Genomic DNA, 15,088 nt, shown 5'->3' on the forward strand with positions numbered 1-15,088 from the left:
GAAGTTACCGCCTAGTAGGATCCGTGTCACAGAAGTTGGTGTGACGCAGCGAACGCCTGAACACTAAGGTCGGACGACGCGCGCGTGCCGATGTGGCCGGCACGAGCGCCTGTGATCAGAGGAGCCCCGCACACATGAGTGCTATCCAGATCGTCGCCATCGTGGTCTCCCTGGCGTTCACCGCCGTGGCGGTCGCGATGACCACGAAGGCAGTCCGGTCGATCGTGTCGACCGTCCGCGTCGGGCAGCCGGTCACCGGCCGCACCGACCTCCCCGTCAAGCGCACGCTGACCATGGTGAAGGAGACCTTCCTCCACACGCGGATGCTCCAGTGGCACTGGGTCGGCATCATGCACTGGTTCGTGTACGCCGGGTTCCTGCTGCTCTCCACCGCGGTGGCGACCGGCTACGTCCAGCTGTTCGCGCCGGACTTCGCCCTGCCGATCATCGGGCACTTCTTCCTCTTCGAGTGGGCGAGCGAGGGCCTCGGCCTGCTCAGCACCGTCGGCATCATCTTCCTCATCGTCTACCGCCAGCTGCACCACCCGCGGCGCGAGGGGCGCAGCAGCCGGTTCTACGGCTCCAACCAGTGGATGGGCTACTTCGTCGAGGTCATGGCCCTGCTCGAGGGCTCCGCGATCCTGTTCATCCGCGGCGCGGAGTACAACCTGGGCCAGATCGACAGCGACCACCCCGAGGACTTCTCGACCTTCCACTTCCCGCTGAGCTCCCACGTCGGCAACGCGCTCTTCCCGAGCGGCGCCGGCTCGGAGGCCACGCTCGAGAACATCATCGTCGTCATCGCGATGATCAAGATCCTGCTGGCGATGGTCTGGCTGATCGTCATCTCCGCGAACCTCAACATGGGCGTCGCGTGGCACCGCTTCACCGCCTGGCCGAACATCTGGTTCAAGCGCGAGAGCAGCGGCCGCACCGCGCTCGGCGCCATGAAGCCGCTGACCTCCGGCGGCAAGCCCGTCACGCTCGACGACATCGACGACCTCGACGAGGAGTCGACGCTCGGCGTCGGCAAGATCGAGGACTTCTCCTGGAAGGGCATCCTCGACTTCACGACCTGCACCGAGTGCGGTCGCTGCCAGAGCCAGTGCCCGGCCTGGAACACGGAGAAGCCGCTGTCCCCGAAGCTGCTCATCATGGGCCTGCGCGACCACGCCTACGCGAAGGCGCCGTACAGCAAGGCCGGCGGCGAGGAGAACGAGGCCGCGGTCGCCCTGCTCGAGAAGGACGAGGTGCTCGCCCGCGAGGCCGAGCGCCCCCTGGTCGGCGACACCGGCGACGACTGGTTCTACATGCCGGAGAACGGCGCCGCGGTCATCGACCCCGACGTGCTCTGGTCCTGCACCTCGTGCGGCGCCTGCGTCCAGCAGTGCCCGGTCGACATCGAGCACGTCGACCACATCATGGACATGCGCCGCTACCAGGTGCTCGTCGAGTCGAACTTCCCCGCGGAGCTCAACGGCCTGTTCAAGGGCCTGGAGAACAAGGGCAACCCGTGGAACATGTCGCCCAACGCGCGCATGGACTGGGCGAAGGGCCTCGACTTCGAGGTGCCGGTGGTCGGCGAGACCATCGAGTCGCTCGACGAGGTCGACTGGCTGTTCTGGGTCGGCTGCGCCGGCGCCTACGAGGACCGCGCGAAGAAGACCACCCGCGCCACGGCCGAGCTGCTCAACATCGCGGGCATCAGCTTCGGCGTGCTCGGCAACGGCGAGACCTGCACCGGTGACTCCGCGCGCCGCGCGGGCAACGAGTTCGTCTTCCAGGGCCTGGCCCAGCAGAACGTGGAGACGCTGAAGGAGTTCAAGGCCAAGAAGGTCGTCTCCACCTGCCCGCACTGCATGAACACGCTGAAGAACGAGTACAAGGACTTCGGCATCGAGCTCGAGGTCATCCACCACACGCAGCTGCTCAACCGCCTCGTGCGCGACGGCAAGCTGACCCCGGTGGCGGACGGCGCGGGCGCCCACCAGCGCAAGATCACCTACCACGACCCCTGCTACCTGGGTCGCCACAACCAGGTCTACTCCCCGCCCCGCGAGCTCCTGCAGATCATGCCGGGAGCGGAGCTGAAGGAGATGGAGCGCAACTCCGAGCGGTCCTTCTGCTGCGGCGCCGGCGGCGCGCGCATGTGGATGGAGGAGAACATCGGTGAGCGCATCAACGTCAACCGCACCAAGGAGGCGGTCGGCACCGGCGCCGACCAGATCGCGGTCGGTTGCCCCTTCTGCCGCGTGATGATCTCCGACGGCCTCACCTCGCAGCAGTCGAAGGGCGAGGCCCGCGAGGAGGTCGAGGTCCTCGACGTCGCGCAGATGCTGCTCGCGTCCGTGAAGGGCGAGCAGGCCACGAAGCTGGCCCCGGGCCAGGGCGCCGCTGCCGCGAACGGTACGGCGGGTGCCGGCGCGAAGAACGGCACGGCGAAGGACGGCACGGCGAAGGCCGCGCCGACCGGGGGCGACGACGTCTCGACCAAGGCGGAGCCCGAGGCCGGGGACGAGACCATCACCGAGGACACCGTCACCGAGACGGCCGACGCGGGCCCGCTCGCGAAGGCGTCCGGCGGTGACTCCCTCTTCGACTCCCCGGAGGCGAAGAAGGAGGAGCCGAAGAAGGAGGGCACGGGCGGCTCGCTGTTCGACGCCGGGTCCGCCTCGTCGCTCTTCGACGACGACGCCCCGTCGCAACAGCGCACCCCGGCCAACGCCGGGGCGGGCGAGGCCGAGACGAAGGCCGAGCCGGCGGCGAAGCCCGCGTCCGGTGGTTCGCTGTTCGACCTCGGGGGCGACGAGCCCGCGACGCCGGCGGCGAAGGCGGAGCCCGCGACGAAGGCCGAGCCGGCGAAGCCGGCCGCGAAGCCCGCTGCCGATCTCGGCTCCGGTGGGTCGCTCTTCGACGTGGCGGGTGACCAGCCCGCCGCGAAGGCGGAGCCCGCTGCGCCGGCCGAGCCCGAGGCGAAGTCCGAGCCCGAGGCGAAGGCCGAGCCGGCGGCGAAGGCCGAGCCGGCGGCGAAGCCCGCCGCCGACCTCGGCTCGGGCGGCTCGCTCTTCGACATCGCCGCGTCGGCTCCGGCCGCCCCCGCGAAGGCGGAGCCGGCTGCCGAGCCCGCCGCCGAGCCGGCCGCCGAGCCGGTTGCGCCGACGGCGGAGGAGCCGAAGGCCGAGCAGCCGAAGGTCGACCTGTCGTCGGGCGGATCGCTCTTCGACATCGTCCCCTCTCAGCCGGCCGCGCCGGCGGCCGAGCCGGCGGCCGAGCAGGCGGCGCCGCAGCCCGAGGCGCAGCCGGAGCCCGCGCCGGCGGCGGTCGAGGAGCCCGCCGAGCCCGAGGTGGAGGCGCAGCCCGAGCCCGTGGTGGAGGAGACGGCTCCCGAGCCGGAGCCCGAGCCCACCGCCCCGGCGGCGGAGGTCGCGGAGGCCCCGAAGGCCAACGCGCCCGCCACGCCGGCCACGACGGCCGCCCCGGCCTCGTCGGGCACGGTGAGCACGCCGCGGTCGGACGTCGACATCCACGGCGCCGGGTCGCTCTTCGACATCCCGGCCCCCGAGGTGACGGCTGCCCCGGCCGCCGCCGCTCAGCCCGCCGCGACGCAGTCGCAGGTGGCCGAGCCGGGGGCGGCGCCCGAGCCGGAGCCGGAGCCGGAGGCGACGGCCGCGCCCGAGCCCGAGGTGAAGCCCCAGGCCGTCGAGGCCGAGGGCACCGACGTCGAGACGGAGGCAGTCGCGGAGGCTCCCGCCGTACCGGAGACGGACGCCGAGGAGCAGGAGCAGGACGTCGAGTCCGTGGAGGAGGCCGAGCCCGCTCCTGCACCCGCGGAGCAGCCGGCCGACGAGAAGCCGCGGTCGAGCGGCGCGACGCACACGCCGCGCACGGACGCCGACATCCACGGGAGCAGCTCGCTGTTCGACCTGTGACACCGGCAGCCGATCGGTGACGAAGGGGCGGTCCCACCTCCGGGTGGGGCCGCCCCTTCGGCGTGAGTGCGCAGGTTCAGCCTCACGGGCCGCCGGCGGCTGAACCTGCGCACTCCGACAGCCGGGCGCCGCCGGGAGCCCGTCGTCGAGCTGGGCACTGGTTCGCGCCGTACCGGTGTCTGCTGCGGTACTGATGTCTGGTGCGGCGCTGGCGCTACTGGCCCCGCCGCACACCACGTGTGCAGCAGCCCGGACACCGCGTTACACGCGCTCAGAGCGGCGGGTACGCCGCCTCAGGCGCGGCGGGTGCGGTGCGCGACGTACAACCCGCAGGCGAGGGCGAGCGCGACGAGGCCCGCGACCCAGGCGACGACGCCGGGCCAACCGTGGCTGGTCCAGGCGGTGCCGACCCAGGCGCCGAAGAGGCTGGAGCCGGCGTAGTAGCCGCAGACGTAGAGGGCGCTGGCCTGGGTGCCGTGGGCTCCGCCGACGACGGGGGCCCAGCCGCTGGCCACGGCGTGCGCGGCGAAGAAGCCCGCGGTGAGCACGACGAGACCCACCACGACGACCGGCAGCGAGCCCGGCAGGGTCAGCAGCAGCCCGGCGAGCATCACGACGACGGCGCCGACGAGCACCACCGGGCGGCCCACCCGGTCGGCGGCGCGGCCGGCGAGGGCGGAGGAGGTGGTGCCGGCGAGGTAGGCCAGGAACACGAGCCCCACCAGCGCCACCGGCAGCGAGAACGGCGGCGCGACGAGACGGAACGTGAGGAAGTTGTAGACGGCGACGAACCCGCCCATGAGCAGGAACGGCACGGCGACGAGAGCCGGTACCGCCGGGTCGCGCAGCAGCGCCCGGAACGCGCGCGGCGAGACGCCGCTCGCCCGCCCGTCGGCCGACGCCGGCGGCAGCAGGCGCCAGAACACCGCGGTCGCCACCAGCGCGGCGAGCGCCAGCAGGGCGAGCGCGAGGCGCCACGACCCGACGTCGGCCGCGCCCGCCGTGATGAGCCGCCCGCCGACGCCGCCGAGGGAGTTGCCCGCGACGTACAGGCCCATGGCCGCACCCAGCCCGCTCGGGTGCACCTCCGCACCCACGTGGCCCATCGCGACGGCGACGACGCCCGCGAGCACGAGCCCCAGCAGCCCCCGCAGCGCGACGAGCACGCCGAGCGTCGGGGCGGCGGCGCACGCCAGCCCGAGGACCGCGGCGAGGAGCAGGCCGACCCGCATGGTGCGGACGCGTCCCCACCGCGACGCGAGCGCGGTGACCGGCACGACCGCGACCGCGAGCACCCCCGTGCTCGCCGAGACGGTGAGGCTGGCGTGCGCGGCGGTGGCGCCGAACTCCTCGGCGATCTCGGGCAGCACGGGCTGGGTCGCGTAGAGCAGCCCGAAGGCGGCGAGGCCCGCGCCCAGCATCGCCAGGTTGAGGCGACGGTAGCCCTCCGTGCCCGGTCGGTGGAGCTCGTCGGGGTCGGGCACCGCTCCAGCATCCCAGCGCGCGCTGAGTCGCCCGCCACCGGCCCCGCACACGGATGACACCACGTGACATCACATATCCCTTGTCATGACGTCATGATGATGTCATTGTTGCGTCATGGACATCACGCCGTACGTCACGGGCCTGCGTCGCGACCTTGTCACCGCCGCCGAGGCCGGCAGCGACGACATCCGCGCCGCCGCCGAGCGGCTGGCGATGGCGATCGACCCGGCCGCGCGACTCGTGCTCATGGAGGCGCTCTCCGACGCCGCCTCCCAGATCTCGGCCGAGCTGCCGCGCGGCAGCGTCGAGGTGCGCCTCGCCGGCCGCGACGTGGAGTTCGTCGTCGACCCCGGGGCCCCCGAGCCGCTCGCGCCGCCGGCGCCGCCCGCCCCGCCCACGCCGCCCGCACCGCCGACGCCGGACGGCGAGCCCGACGCCGACGGCGCGGTCGCACGGGTCAGCCTGCGCCTCCCCGACGCCCTCAAGCAGCAGGCGGAGGCCCGGGCGGCCGACGCCGGCCAGTCGCTGAACACCTGGCTCGTCGCCGCCGTGCGGGCCGCCGCCACCCGCGACGCCGGCGACGTGGCCATCGACCTCACCAGCCTCCCGCTCGGCTCGCCGGCCGACCCCTTCCAGCGCCGCGGTCGCCGCATGACCGGCTGGAGCTGACCCGCCCACCCGGCCCCACCTCTCACCGCCCGCCCCACCACCCCGTCCCGCCCCGCACGGTCCGGCCCCGCCGGCCCGGCGGTCCCGCACACCCTGGAGCAGCCATGAGCACGACGCCCGCCATCCACACCATCGAGGCCCCCGCACCCGTCGACCTGTACGTCGAGATCGGCGCCGGCAGCCTCGCCGTCACCGCCGCCGACGACCCGGAGGTGCGGGTCGAGCTCACCGGCTCCGGCGCCGAGGAGACCACCGTCGAGGAGCGCGACGGACGCCTGGCCGTCCTCGCCCCCCGCACCAGCGGCTTCCTCGGTCACCACCGCGAGGTGCACGCCCGCATCCGCGTCCCGGCCGGGAGCCGGCTCGCACTGCGCTCCGGCTCGGCCCCCGTGACCGTGACCGGGACGTTCGCGGTCGTCTCGGCCGAGACCGGGTCGGGGGCACTGCGGGTGGAGCAGGCGGGGTCCGACGCACTGCTCGGCGCGGGCTCGGGCGACGTCACCGTCGGCGCGGCGGTCGGCCGGCTCGAGATCGGCGTCGGCTCGGGCGACGTCCGCGTCGGCTCCGCGGGCGGCGAGCTGCTCGTCAAGTCCGGGTCCGGCGACGTCGCCGTGGGGCACGTCGCCGGCGACGCCCTCGTGCGCACCGGTTCCGGCGACGTCCGCGTCGCGGCGAGCGACCGCCGCCTCCAGGTCAAGACGGGGTCCGGTCGCCTCCACGTCGAGCGGGCGGACGGCGACGTCACGTTCACCAGCGGCAGCGGGGACGTCCGCGTCGACCGGCTCGGCGCCGGCGCCCTCACGGCCCGCACCGCCTCGGGCGCCGTCCGCTGCGCCGTCCCCCACGGCACCCCCGTCTGGACCGACGTCACCACCGTCTCCGGCCGCATCGTCTCCGGCCTCGCCAGCCTCGGCGCGCCGGCCGAGGGCACGCCGTACGTCGAGGTGCGGGCCAGCACCGTCAGCGGCGCCGTCGAGCTCCGCCACGTCTGACCCCTCGCGTTCGTGGTAGCAGCGCCGCGGAACGTCCGGCGCTCCCACCACGAACCGCTGCCCCAGCCGACCGACCACCAGCGTCACCCGCCCCCACCGAGGAGACCCGATGCACCACCCCGACACGCTCTCCGCCCTCGCCCGCCTCCGGCTCGAGGAGGCCCGCGGCGCCCGGTCGCGCCGCTCGCGCCCCCGCACCGGCCCCGACGACGACGGCCCGCCACGCTCACGGGCTACGCGTCGGTAACCCCGGCCGCACCCCGTCGTTAGCCAGGTCACACCCGACGACGACCGGGATCGTCGGTGCCCCGCCGCAGGAGTGACCATGAGCCGCGCCCCCCGCCCGCCGCACCGCTGGGGGGCGTACGCCGTCAGCCTCGCCGTCGCGCTGACCGTCACCGTCGCGCCCGCGGCGACCGCCACCCCGGCGGGCCCCGTCGGCACCACCGCCACCCCTGCGACCTCGGCGACCACCGCCGCGCCCGCCGCCGCGAGCACCACCCTCCCCAGCGGCTGGACGCCGCGCGGCGAGGACCACCCCGGCACGGTCACGCAGCGCGACCTCGAGATCCCGGTCTCCGACGGCACCGTGCTGCGCGGTGACCTCGTGCTCCCGGCCGACGCGGACGGCACGGCGGTGCCCGGCCGGTTCCCGGTGGTCGTCACCATCACGGCGTACAACAAGTCGGCCTCGGGCGCCTCCGACCTCGCGGGGTCCGGCGCGGACTACCTCGTCAAGCGCGGCTACGCCCAGCTCACCGTCGACGCCCGCGGCACCGGCGGCTCCCCCGGCACGTGGGGCGCCTTCAGCGCCCGCGAGAACCAGGACGCGTCCGAGATCGTCGCCTGGGCCACCTCACCCGACCGGCCCTGGAGCAACGGCTCGGCGGCGATGCGCGGCCCGTCGTACATGGGCATCAACCAGATCTTCGCCGCGGCCGGGAAGCCGGCCGGCCTGAAGGCGCTCTTCCCGCAGGTGCCCGCGGCCGACGTCTACCGCGACGTCGTGGCCTCGGGCGGCCAGCTCGACGTCGGCTTCATCCCGCTGTGGATGGGGCTCGTGACGGGCACCGGGGTCATCCCGCCGGCGTACGGCGCCACCGACCCGGCCGCGGCCCTCACCACCGTCTTCTCCCACCTGACGGCCGCCGCCACGTTCTCGGCACCGCTGCTGCTCGGTTCGTTGCTCGGCGGCGACACGGCGTACGACGGGCCGTTCTACCGCGAGCGCTCCCCCATCGAGGTCATCGACCAGGTGGACGTGCCGACGTTCCTCGTCGGCGGCCAGTACGACCTCTTCCAGCGCGGCACGCCGCTGCTCTTCGAGGATCTGCGCAGCCGCGGGGTGCCGACCAAGATGATCCTCGGCCCCTGGAACCACCTCGAGGGATCCTCCGGCGAGGGCGTCGCCGACGCCGGCTACGGCACCCTCGACGAGCTGCAGCTGCGGTGGTTCGACCACCACGTCCGCGGCATCCCCGACCCGGGCCTCGACACCGACATCGCGCCGCTCACCTACTACGAGCAGAACGCCGACACGTGGCGCCAGGCGCAGGACTGGATCGGCGACAACCTCGACGCCACCACGTTCCGGCTCTCCGGCGGGGCCACCGCCGGCGGCCTCGCGAACGGCACGCTCACCACCGGTGACGCCGCCCCGGGCACCGCCGTCGTGCCGCCCGTCCCCGTCGCCGGCCTCTGCAGCCGCTCCACCGACCAGTGGACCGCCGGTCTCCCGAGCCAGGTGCTCGCCGACCTGCCGTGCTTCAGCGACAACCGCGCCAACGACCTCGCCGGCGTCGTCTGGGACACCGAGCCGCTCACCGAGCCGCTGCGCTTCCAGGGCCCGCTCAACGCCCGGCTCCACACCTCGACGCCGGCCGGTGACGGCATGCTGTCGGTCGCGGTGTCGTCGGTCGCCCCCGACGGCACCGTCCACCGCATCACCGGAGGCTGGCAGGTCATCAGCCACCGCGTGCTCGACGAGAGCCGCAGCCGCTACCTCGACGGCGAGCTGATCCAGGCCCACCACCCCTTCACCGCGGAGGCCAAGCAGCGGGCCGGCGCCGGCGAGGTCGTCCCCGTCGACGTCGAGATCTTCCCGACCGGCGCCCAGGTGCCGGCCGGCCACCGGCTGCGCCTGGCCGTGCAGGCCTTCGACGTGCCCCACCTGCTCCCGGTGCTGCCCGACCTCGTCCCGACGCTCGTCCCCATGACGATCCACACGTCCGCCGAGCACCCCTCGGTGCTGACGGTGCCGGAGGTCGAGCCGTTCGCGACCTCGACGTACGTCCGGCTCGCCGAGGCCTCCACCCCGGCCGGCGCCGGTACGACGGCCCGCGTCGCCGTGGGCACCACCGGCTTCGGTGCGCCCCAGGGCTCGGTGCGGGTCACGGTCGACGGCCGTCCCGTCGCCGACGTGCCGCTCGTCGGCGGCCGCGCCGACGTGCCCCTCCCGGCGGGTACGGCGGCGGGCACCCACGTGGTGCGTGCGTCGTACGCGGGGAGCGAGGTGGCGGCCCCGTCGGAGCGGTCGGCGACGTGGACCGTGCGCCCGGCGGTCTCGCCGGCCCAGCAGGCGACGCGCACCTACGTGCGCCTCGACGCGAACCCGACGCTGCGCGGGGGCGTGAACCGCGTGCGGTTCGCCGTGGCCCGGGCCGACGGCTCACCGGCGACGGGCCGGGTGCGCGTGCTCCTCGACGGGGTGCGGCTGCGCGACGTCGCGCTCGTCGACGGCTACGGCACGCTCGGCCTGCCGGGGCAGCAGCGCACGGGCGCCCACGCCGTGCAGGTCACCTACTTCGGCGACGCGCGGGGCCAGGCGTCGGTGGGACGCGCCACCTGGACGGTGCGTCCCCGCTGACGGGGAGGACCGTCAGGCCTTCATGGCGACGCCCTCGCGCCAGTAGCCCATGAACGCGACCTGGTGGCGGTCGATGCCGAGGTCCTTCACGAGGGCGCGGCGCAGGCCGGTGACGACCTTGGACTCGCCGGCGATCCAGGCGTAGAGCCCGGCGTAGGGACCCTCCACGGGACCGTCGCCGCTGACCTCCTCGCCCGAGGAGGAGTACGCCGGGGTCTCCCACAGGTTGGGGTCGATCTCCTCGTCGGCCACGACGAGGTCAGCCGCCGCGGCGAGCACGCGGGCGTGGTCCTCGGCCGTGCGGTCGAGGCGCTCGAGCACCCGCACGCGCAGCTCGTCGCCGCGCGGGGCGCCGTCGCGCGGCAGCCACACGACCTCGACCCCGGGCGGGCCGACGACGTCGTCCAGCACGTCGTCGCGGTGCGGCACCTCGACGAAGGCCACGCCGCGGGCGTCGGCCGGGAGGTCGCGCAGCACGCCGTACACGGCCGGCAGGGCGGTCTCGTCGCCGACGATCATCAGGTCGGTGGCGTCGCCGGGCGCCCACTCGATGCCGCCGAAGAAGTGGCCGCGGCGCGGGGCGAGCACGATGACGCGGTCACCCACGGTCGCCGAGCGCGCCCAGTCGTTGCCCGGCCCGGTGGCCTCGCCGTGCTCGCCCGGGTCGTGCACGACGATGTCGACGACGAGGCGGGTGTCCGTGCCCTCGCCGACGACGTCGCGCACCGTGTACGTCCGCACGCAGCCGCGCTCGTCCTCGGGCAGCGCGAGCCACGCCTGGTACCAGGTGTCGTCCGACGGGATCGGCGGCAGCGGGCAGCCCGGCGACGGGAAGATCAGCTTGAACCGCTGGTCCAGCCACGGGCCGTCGGTGCCGAGGTCGGCCAGCTCGTCGGCCCCCAGCTCGACCCGCACGAAGGACGGCGAGACCCGCCGTACCGCGCGGACCTCCACCTCGGCCAGGACCAGGGACTGCTCGCTCACGACGACTCCTCGTTGTGCGGGTGGGACCCGACGCCGGCCGGTACGGCGGGCTCGCGCTCGGGCTCGTGCTCGGGGTAGCCGGCCGGGGCCGGCGGGTGGACGGCGCGCCCGAGGTGGCGGCCCACCGGCACGACGAGGGGCGTGTGGGAGACCGGGTCGGGGATGACGCGGCTCTCCAGGCCGAACACGTCCCGCACGACGTCCTCCGTGACGACCTCGTGGGGGCCGCCCTCCGCCACGATGCGGCCCTGCTTCATGGCGACCAGGTGGTCGGCGTACCGGGCGGACAGGTTCAGGTCGTGCAGGACCATGACGATCGTCGTGCCGGAGCGCGCGTTCAGGTCGGCGAGCAGGTCGAGCATCTCGACCTGGTGGGCCACGTCGAGGTACGTCGTGGGCTCGTCGAGCAGCAGCAGGTCCGTGCCCTGCGCCAACGCCATCGCGATCCAGACGCGCTGGCGCTGCCCGCCCGAGAGCTCGTCGACCACGCGCTCGGCGAGCTCGGTGGTGTCGGTGAGCGCGAGCGCCTCGGCGACCGCGCGGTCGTCCTCGTGCCCCCAGCGCCGCAGGGCGCCCTGGTGGGGGTGCCGGCCGCGGCCGACGAGGTCGACGACGGTCACGCCCTCCGGCGCGACGGGGTTCTGCGGGAGCAGGCCGAGGGTGCGCGCCACCTGCCTGGTGGGCAGCGAGTGCACGGCCTGCCCGTCGAGCAGCACGGCGCCGCCGCGGGGGCGCAGCAGGCGGGCCATGCCGCGCAGCAGGGTCGACTTGCCGCAGCCGTTGCCGCCCACGATCACGGTGACCTGGCCGTCGGGCACGGCGACCGTGAGGTCGTGCACGATCGTGCGGTCGTCGTAGCCGAGCGAGACCCCGTCGGCGTACAGGCGCGTGGGCGCGGCCTGGGTCCTTGCCGCGCTCATCGCGGACTCCTTCCGGATGCGCCCCGGGCCATGAGCCAGAGCAGGAACGGTGCGCCGACGGCGCCGGTGAGCACGCCGGCCGGCACGTTGACGGTGCCGATGAGGTACTGCCCCGTGAAGTCCGCGGCGAGCAGCAGCGTCGCGCCGACGAGCGCGGCGCCGACGATGCTCGTGCGGCCCGCGTTCAGGCCGCGCGCGATGGGCCCCGAGAGGAAGGCGAGGAACGAGACGGGCCCGGCCCCGGCCACGCCGGCGGCCACGAGCAGCACCGCGACGAGCATGAGGAGCTCCGCGCGCCGGGAGGTGACGCCGAGGCCCGTCGCTGCGTCGGCGCCGAGCTCCGTGATGCGCAGCGACCGGGCCGACCACCACAGCACCGGTAGGAGCACGACCAGGACGACGACGAGCACCCGCACCTCGGGCCAGCCCGAGCCGGCCACGCTGCCGGTCAGCCAGCGCAGCGCGAGCTGGGCGTCCCAGACGGCGGCGCGGGTGAAGAGGTAGTGCACCACCGAGAGCAGCGCGGCGGACAGGCCGACGCCGACGAGCACGAGGCGGTAGCTGCCGATCCCGCCGGCGACCCAGCGCACGGCGAGGGCGGTGAGCACCGCGCCGACGGCGGCGGCGAGGGCCACGACGTCGCCGCGCAGGCCGAGGGCGAGCAGCGCGAAGACCGCCGCGGCGCTCGCGCCCGTGCTGATGCCGACGATGTCGGGGCTGGCCAGCGGGTTGCGCAGCACGGTCTGGAAGACGGCGCCGCCCGCGCCGAAGCACAGCCCCACGCACAGCGCCGCGAGGGCGCGCGGCAGCTTCTGCTCGAGCATGAGGAACTCGGCCGTCGGCCGGTCGATGCCGACGCCCGCGATGATCCGCGCGGCGTCGGGGAACGTGTAGGTGTAGTCGCCGAGCAGCAGGTTCACCACGAGCGCGGTGAGGGCGGCCGCGCCGGTGCCGGCCACGACGAGGGCGTGGCGGCGGCGCGGGCCGCGCCGGGCCCGCCGCACGGCGGCGACGTCCGGTACGACGGCAGCCGGCGCCGGTGCGCCGACGGGGCGTTCGTCCACGGCGGTCACAGGCTGGCCAACCTTCCGCGACGGATCATGACGATGAAGACGGGGGCGCCGATGACGGCGGTCATGACGCCGACCTGCACCTCGCCGGGCGGCAGCGCGAAGCGCCCGACGGTGTCGGCGACGACGAGGAGCAGCGCGCCCCAGGCCGCGCTGAGGGGCAGCACCTTGGCGTAGTCGCCGCCCACCTGGCGCCGCACGAGGTGCGGCACGAGCAGGCCGAGGAAGGCGATGGGTCCGGCGAGGGCGACCGAGCCGCCGATGAGCAGCATGACCGCGACGCCGACGAAGGCGCGGTCGCGGGCCAGGTTGCGGCCGAGGCCGCGGGCGAGCTCGTCGCCGAGCGCGAGGGCGTTGAGCACGCGCGCGCTGGCGAGCGCGATGACGATGCCGACGCCCAGGAAGGGCGCGACCGTGAGGAAGGCGTCCATCTGCTTGCCCGCGACACTGCCGACCTGCCAGGCGCGGATCTGGTCGAGCGTCTCGCGGCTGGTGAGCAGGATGCCGGTCGTCCAGCTGGTGAGGGCGGCGGTGAGCGCCGCGCCGGCGATGACGAGCTTGGCCGGGGTGGCGCCGCCGCGACCGATGCTGGCCACGAGGTGCACGCCGAGGGCGGCCGCACCCGCGCCCAGGAAGCCGAACCAGATGTAGCCGCCGAGCGAGCCGGCGCCGACGTAGGTGATGCCGGCGACCATCGCGAACGCGGCGCCGGCGTTGATGCCGAGGAGGGCCGAGTCGGCCAGGGGGTTGCGGGTCAGGCCCTGCAGGGCGGCCCCGGCGAGCCCGTAGGCCGCCCCGAGCAGCAGGCCCACCATCGTGCGCAGGAGCCGGGCTTCCATGACCGCGTGGTCGGGGTGGCCCGCGTCGAGGAGCGCGCGCGGGTCGACGGCGCGGTTGCCGATGCACAGCGACGCCAGGGTGGCGACGACGAGGGCCGCGACGCAGATCGCGGCACTCGTCGTCGTCCTCCGGCGTGGAGTCCGTGCCCGGCCGGCTGTGGCGGTCCGGCCGGGCAGGTCCGGGGAGTCCTCCGTCTCGGACGAGACGGTCGAGGACGTGGTCATGGGGTGCTCAGTTGACCTGGGGGGTGCCGTCGATCGCCTGGGCGACCTTCGGGAGGAAGGCGTCGAGCGCGACCGGGATGCCGAGCACCGACGGGAAGGAGAGACCCAGGGTGTCGTTGGGCTCGAGCGAGATCACGTAGTTCTCGTTCGCCACCGGCGGGATCTGCTGGGCCAGCGGGGTGGCGAGCAGCTGCTCGGCCTCCTCGGCGGAGTTGCCGTAGGCGATCATCACGTCGGCCTCGAGCTCGGCCGCGCGCTCCGAGGAGACGTCGAAGAAGAACGTCTCGGTGCCGGCCTCCTCGACGATCGCCGGGTTCGTCATGCCGAGCTCGGTGAGGATGCCGGGACGGTTGTCGGTCTCGGTGTAGATGCTGACCTTCGACAGGTCCGTCGGGTAGAAGAACGTCCACAGGAAGGACGCGCCCTCGACCTGCGGGTTCTCCTCGACGGCGGTGGCCATGGCCTCCTCGACGTCGGCGGCGGCCTCCTCGGCCTGCTGCGTGCGGCCGAGGGCCTGGCCGACCATCTCGATCGACTGGCGCCACGTGGTCGCCCACTGCGTGCCCGGGTAGCCGACGACGTCGATCCCGGCGTCGGTGAGGGTGTCGTAGTCGTCCTGCGTCAGACCCGAGTTGGTGCCGATGACGACGTCGGGCTCCAGCGCGATGATCTCCGCGGTCGGGATGCCGTCGGTGACGTCGAGCAGCTGCGGCTCCTCCGCGCCGTCGATCTCGGCCAGCGCCTCGTCGAACCAGTCGGTGCGACCCTCGGCGTTGCCGCCCCAGCTCATCTTCTCGATCGCGATCGGGGCGACACCCAGGGCGACGGCGTTCTCGCCGTCGACGCCGAGGGTGACGACCTTCTCGGGCTCGTCCTCGATGGTGACGTCACCGAAGCTCGTGGCGATCGTGACGGGGAACGCGTCGGCCTCCGCCGTCGTGTTGGCCGTCGACTCGCCGGCGGAGTCGGCGTCGGAGGAACCGGTGGAGCAGGCGGTGAGGCCGAGCAGGGCCACGCCGGCCGCAGCCGCGAGGGCCGTGGAGCGGCGCAGGGAGGGGAGAGACAACGGAGTGCCCTTCAGGTGACGGGGGATGACAACCCGCCGGACG

At 74.4% G+C, this 15,088-nt stretch carries 10 protein-coding genes; 4 read left to right on the forward strand and 6 right to left on the reverse strand.

Annotated features, from left to right (window positions below; translation table 11 throughout):
* Positions 1-134 precede the first annotated feature (134 nt).
* The gene (locus KK617_RS06920) at positions 135-3,929 is read left to right on the forward strand and encodes a (Fe-S)-binding protein (RefSeq protein ID WP_277499017.1); all 3,795 of its coding nucleotides are present in this window, start codon (positions 135-137) and stop codon (positions 3,927-3,929) included.
* A gap of 293 nt (positions 3,930-4,222) precedes the next feature.
* Here KK617_RS06920 and KK617_RS06925 read toward each other — a convergent pair whose 3' ends face one another.
* Positions 4,223-5,413 (reverse strand): MFS transporter, encoded by a 1,191-nt coding sequence (locus KK617_RS06925; protein WP_277499018.1) that lies wholly within the window; start codon positions 5,411-5,413, stop codon positions 4,223-4,225.
* Between the two features lie 115 nt (positions 5,414-5,528).
* Here KK617_RS06925 and KK617_RS06930 point away from each other — a divergent pair, with 115 nt between their 5' ends.
* The 3 genes from KK617_RS06930 (at position 5,529) to KK617_RS06940 (ending at position 9,941) form a co-directional block, all read left to right on the forward strand.
* Positions 5,529-6,083, forward strand: coding sequence for a pilus assembly protein HicB (locus KK617_RS06930; RefSeq protein WP_277499019.1), 555 nt, complete (start codon positions 5,529-5,531; stop codon positions 6,081-6,083).
* A 104-nt stretch (positions 6,084-6,187) separates the two neighbouring features.
* The gene (locus KK617_RS06935; RefSeq protein WP_277499020.1) at positions 6,188-7,075 is read left to right on the forward strand and encodes a DUF4097 family beta strand repeat-containing protein; all 888 of its coding nucleotides are present in this window, start codon (positions 6,188-6,190) and stop codon (positions 7,073-7,075) included.
* Between the two features lie 325 nt (positions 7,076-7,400).
* On the forward strand, positions 7,401-9,941 hold the full coding sequence (locus KK617_RS06940) for a CocE/NonD family hydrolase (protein WP_277499022.1): 2,541 nt from the start codon (positions 7,401-7,403) through the stop codon (positions 9,939-9,941).
* A gap of 12 nt (positions 9,942-9,953) precedes the next feature.
* Here KK617_RS06940 and KK617_RS06945 read toward each other — a convergent pair whose 3' ends face one another.
* The 5 genes from KK617_RS06945 to KK617_RS06965 are packed head-to-tail and all read right to left on the reverse strand — an operon-like array spanning position 9,954 to position 15,045.
* Positions 9,954-10,925, reverse strand: a complete 972-nt coding sequence (locus KK617_RS06945; RefSeq protein WP_277499023.1) for a siderophore-interacting protein — start codon at positions 10,923-10,925, stop codon at positions 9,954-9,956.
* Complete coding sequence (locus tag KK617_RS06950; protein WP_277499025.1) at positions 10,922-11,845, reverse strand: ABC transporter ATP-binding protein; 924 nt, start codon at positions 11,843-11,845, stop codon at positions 10,922-10,924. Before KK617_RS06950 ends, KK617_RS06945 begins: the two co-directional genes overlap by 4 nt.
* Complete coding sequence (locus KK617_RS06955) at positions 11,842-12,909, reverse strand: iron chelate uptake ABC transporter family permease subunit (RefSeq protein WP_277499027.1); 1,068 nt, start codon at positions 12,907-12,909, stop codon at positions 11,842-11,844. Before KK617_RS06955 ends, KK617_RS06950 begins: the two co-directional genes overlap by 4 nt.
* Before the next feature lie 5 nt (positions 12,910-12,914).
* On the reverse strand, positions 12,915-13,979 hold the full coding sequence (locus KK617_RS06960) for an iron ABC transporter permease (protein WP_277499029.1): 1,065 nt from the start codon (positions 13,977-13,979) through the stop codon (positions 12,915-12,917).
* Positions 13,980-13,986: 7 nt separating this feature from the next.
* Positions 13,987-15,045 carry an ABC transporter substrate-binding protein gene (locus KK617_RS06965; RefSeq protein WP_277499032.1) on the reverse strand — a complete coding sequence of 353 codons (1,059 nt, stop codon included), beginning with the start codon at positions 15,043-15,045 and terminating at the stop codon, positions 13,987-13,989.
* Between the last annotated feature and the right edge of the window lie 43 nt (positions 15,046-15,088).

Origin of the sequence: Nocardioides sp. ChNu-99 (genome assembly GCF_029493445.1) — a bacterium.
Lineage (GTDB): Bacteria > Actinomycetota > Actinomycetes > Propionibacteriales > Nocardioidaceae > Nocardioides.

Bases quoted from the DNA above. Each gene is read 5' to 3' on its own strand.
- KK617_RS06920 (WP_277499017.1), top strand. From the start codon at position 135: ATGAGTGCTATCCAGATCGTCGCCATCGTGGTCTCCCTGGCGTTCACC.
- KK617_RS06930 (WP_277499019.1), top strand. From the start codon at position 5,529: ATGGACATCACGCCGTACGTCACGGGCCTGCGTCGCGACCTTGTCACC.
- KK617_RS06935 (WP_277499020.1), top strand. From the start codon at position 6,188: ATGAGCACGACGCCCGCCATCCACACCATCGAGGCCCCCGCACCCGTC.
- KK617_RS06940 (WP_277499022.1), top strand. From the start codon at position 7,401: ATGAGCCGCGCCCCCCGCCCGCCGCACCGCTGGGGGGCGTACGCCGTC.
- KK617_RS06950 (WP_277499025.1), bottom strand. From the start codon at position 11,845: ATGAGCGCGGCAAGGACCCAGGCCGCGCCCACGCGCCTGTACGCCGAC.
- KK617_RS06960 (WP_277499029.1), bottom strand. From the start codon at position 13,979: ATGACCACGTCCTCGACCGTCTCGTCCGAGACGGAGGACTCCCCGGAC.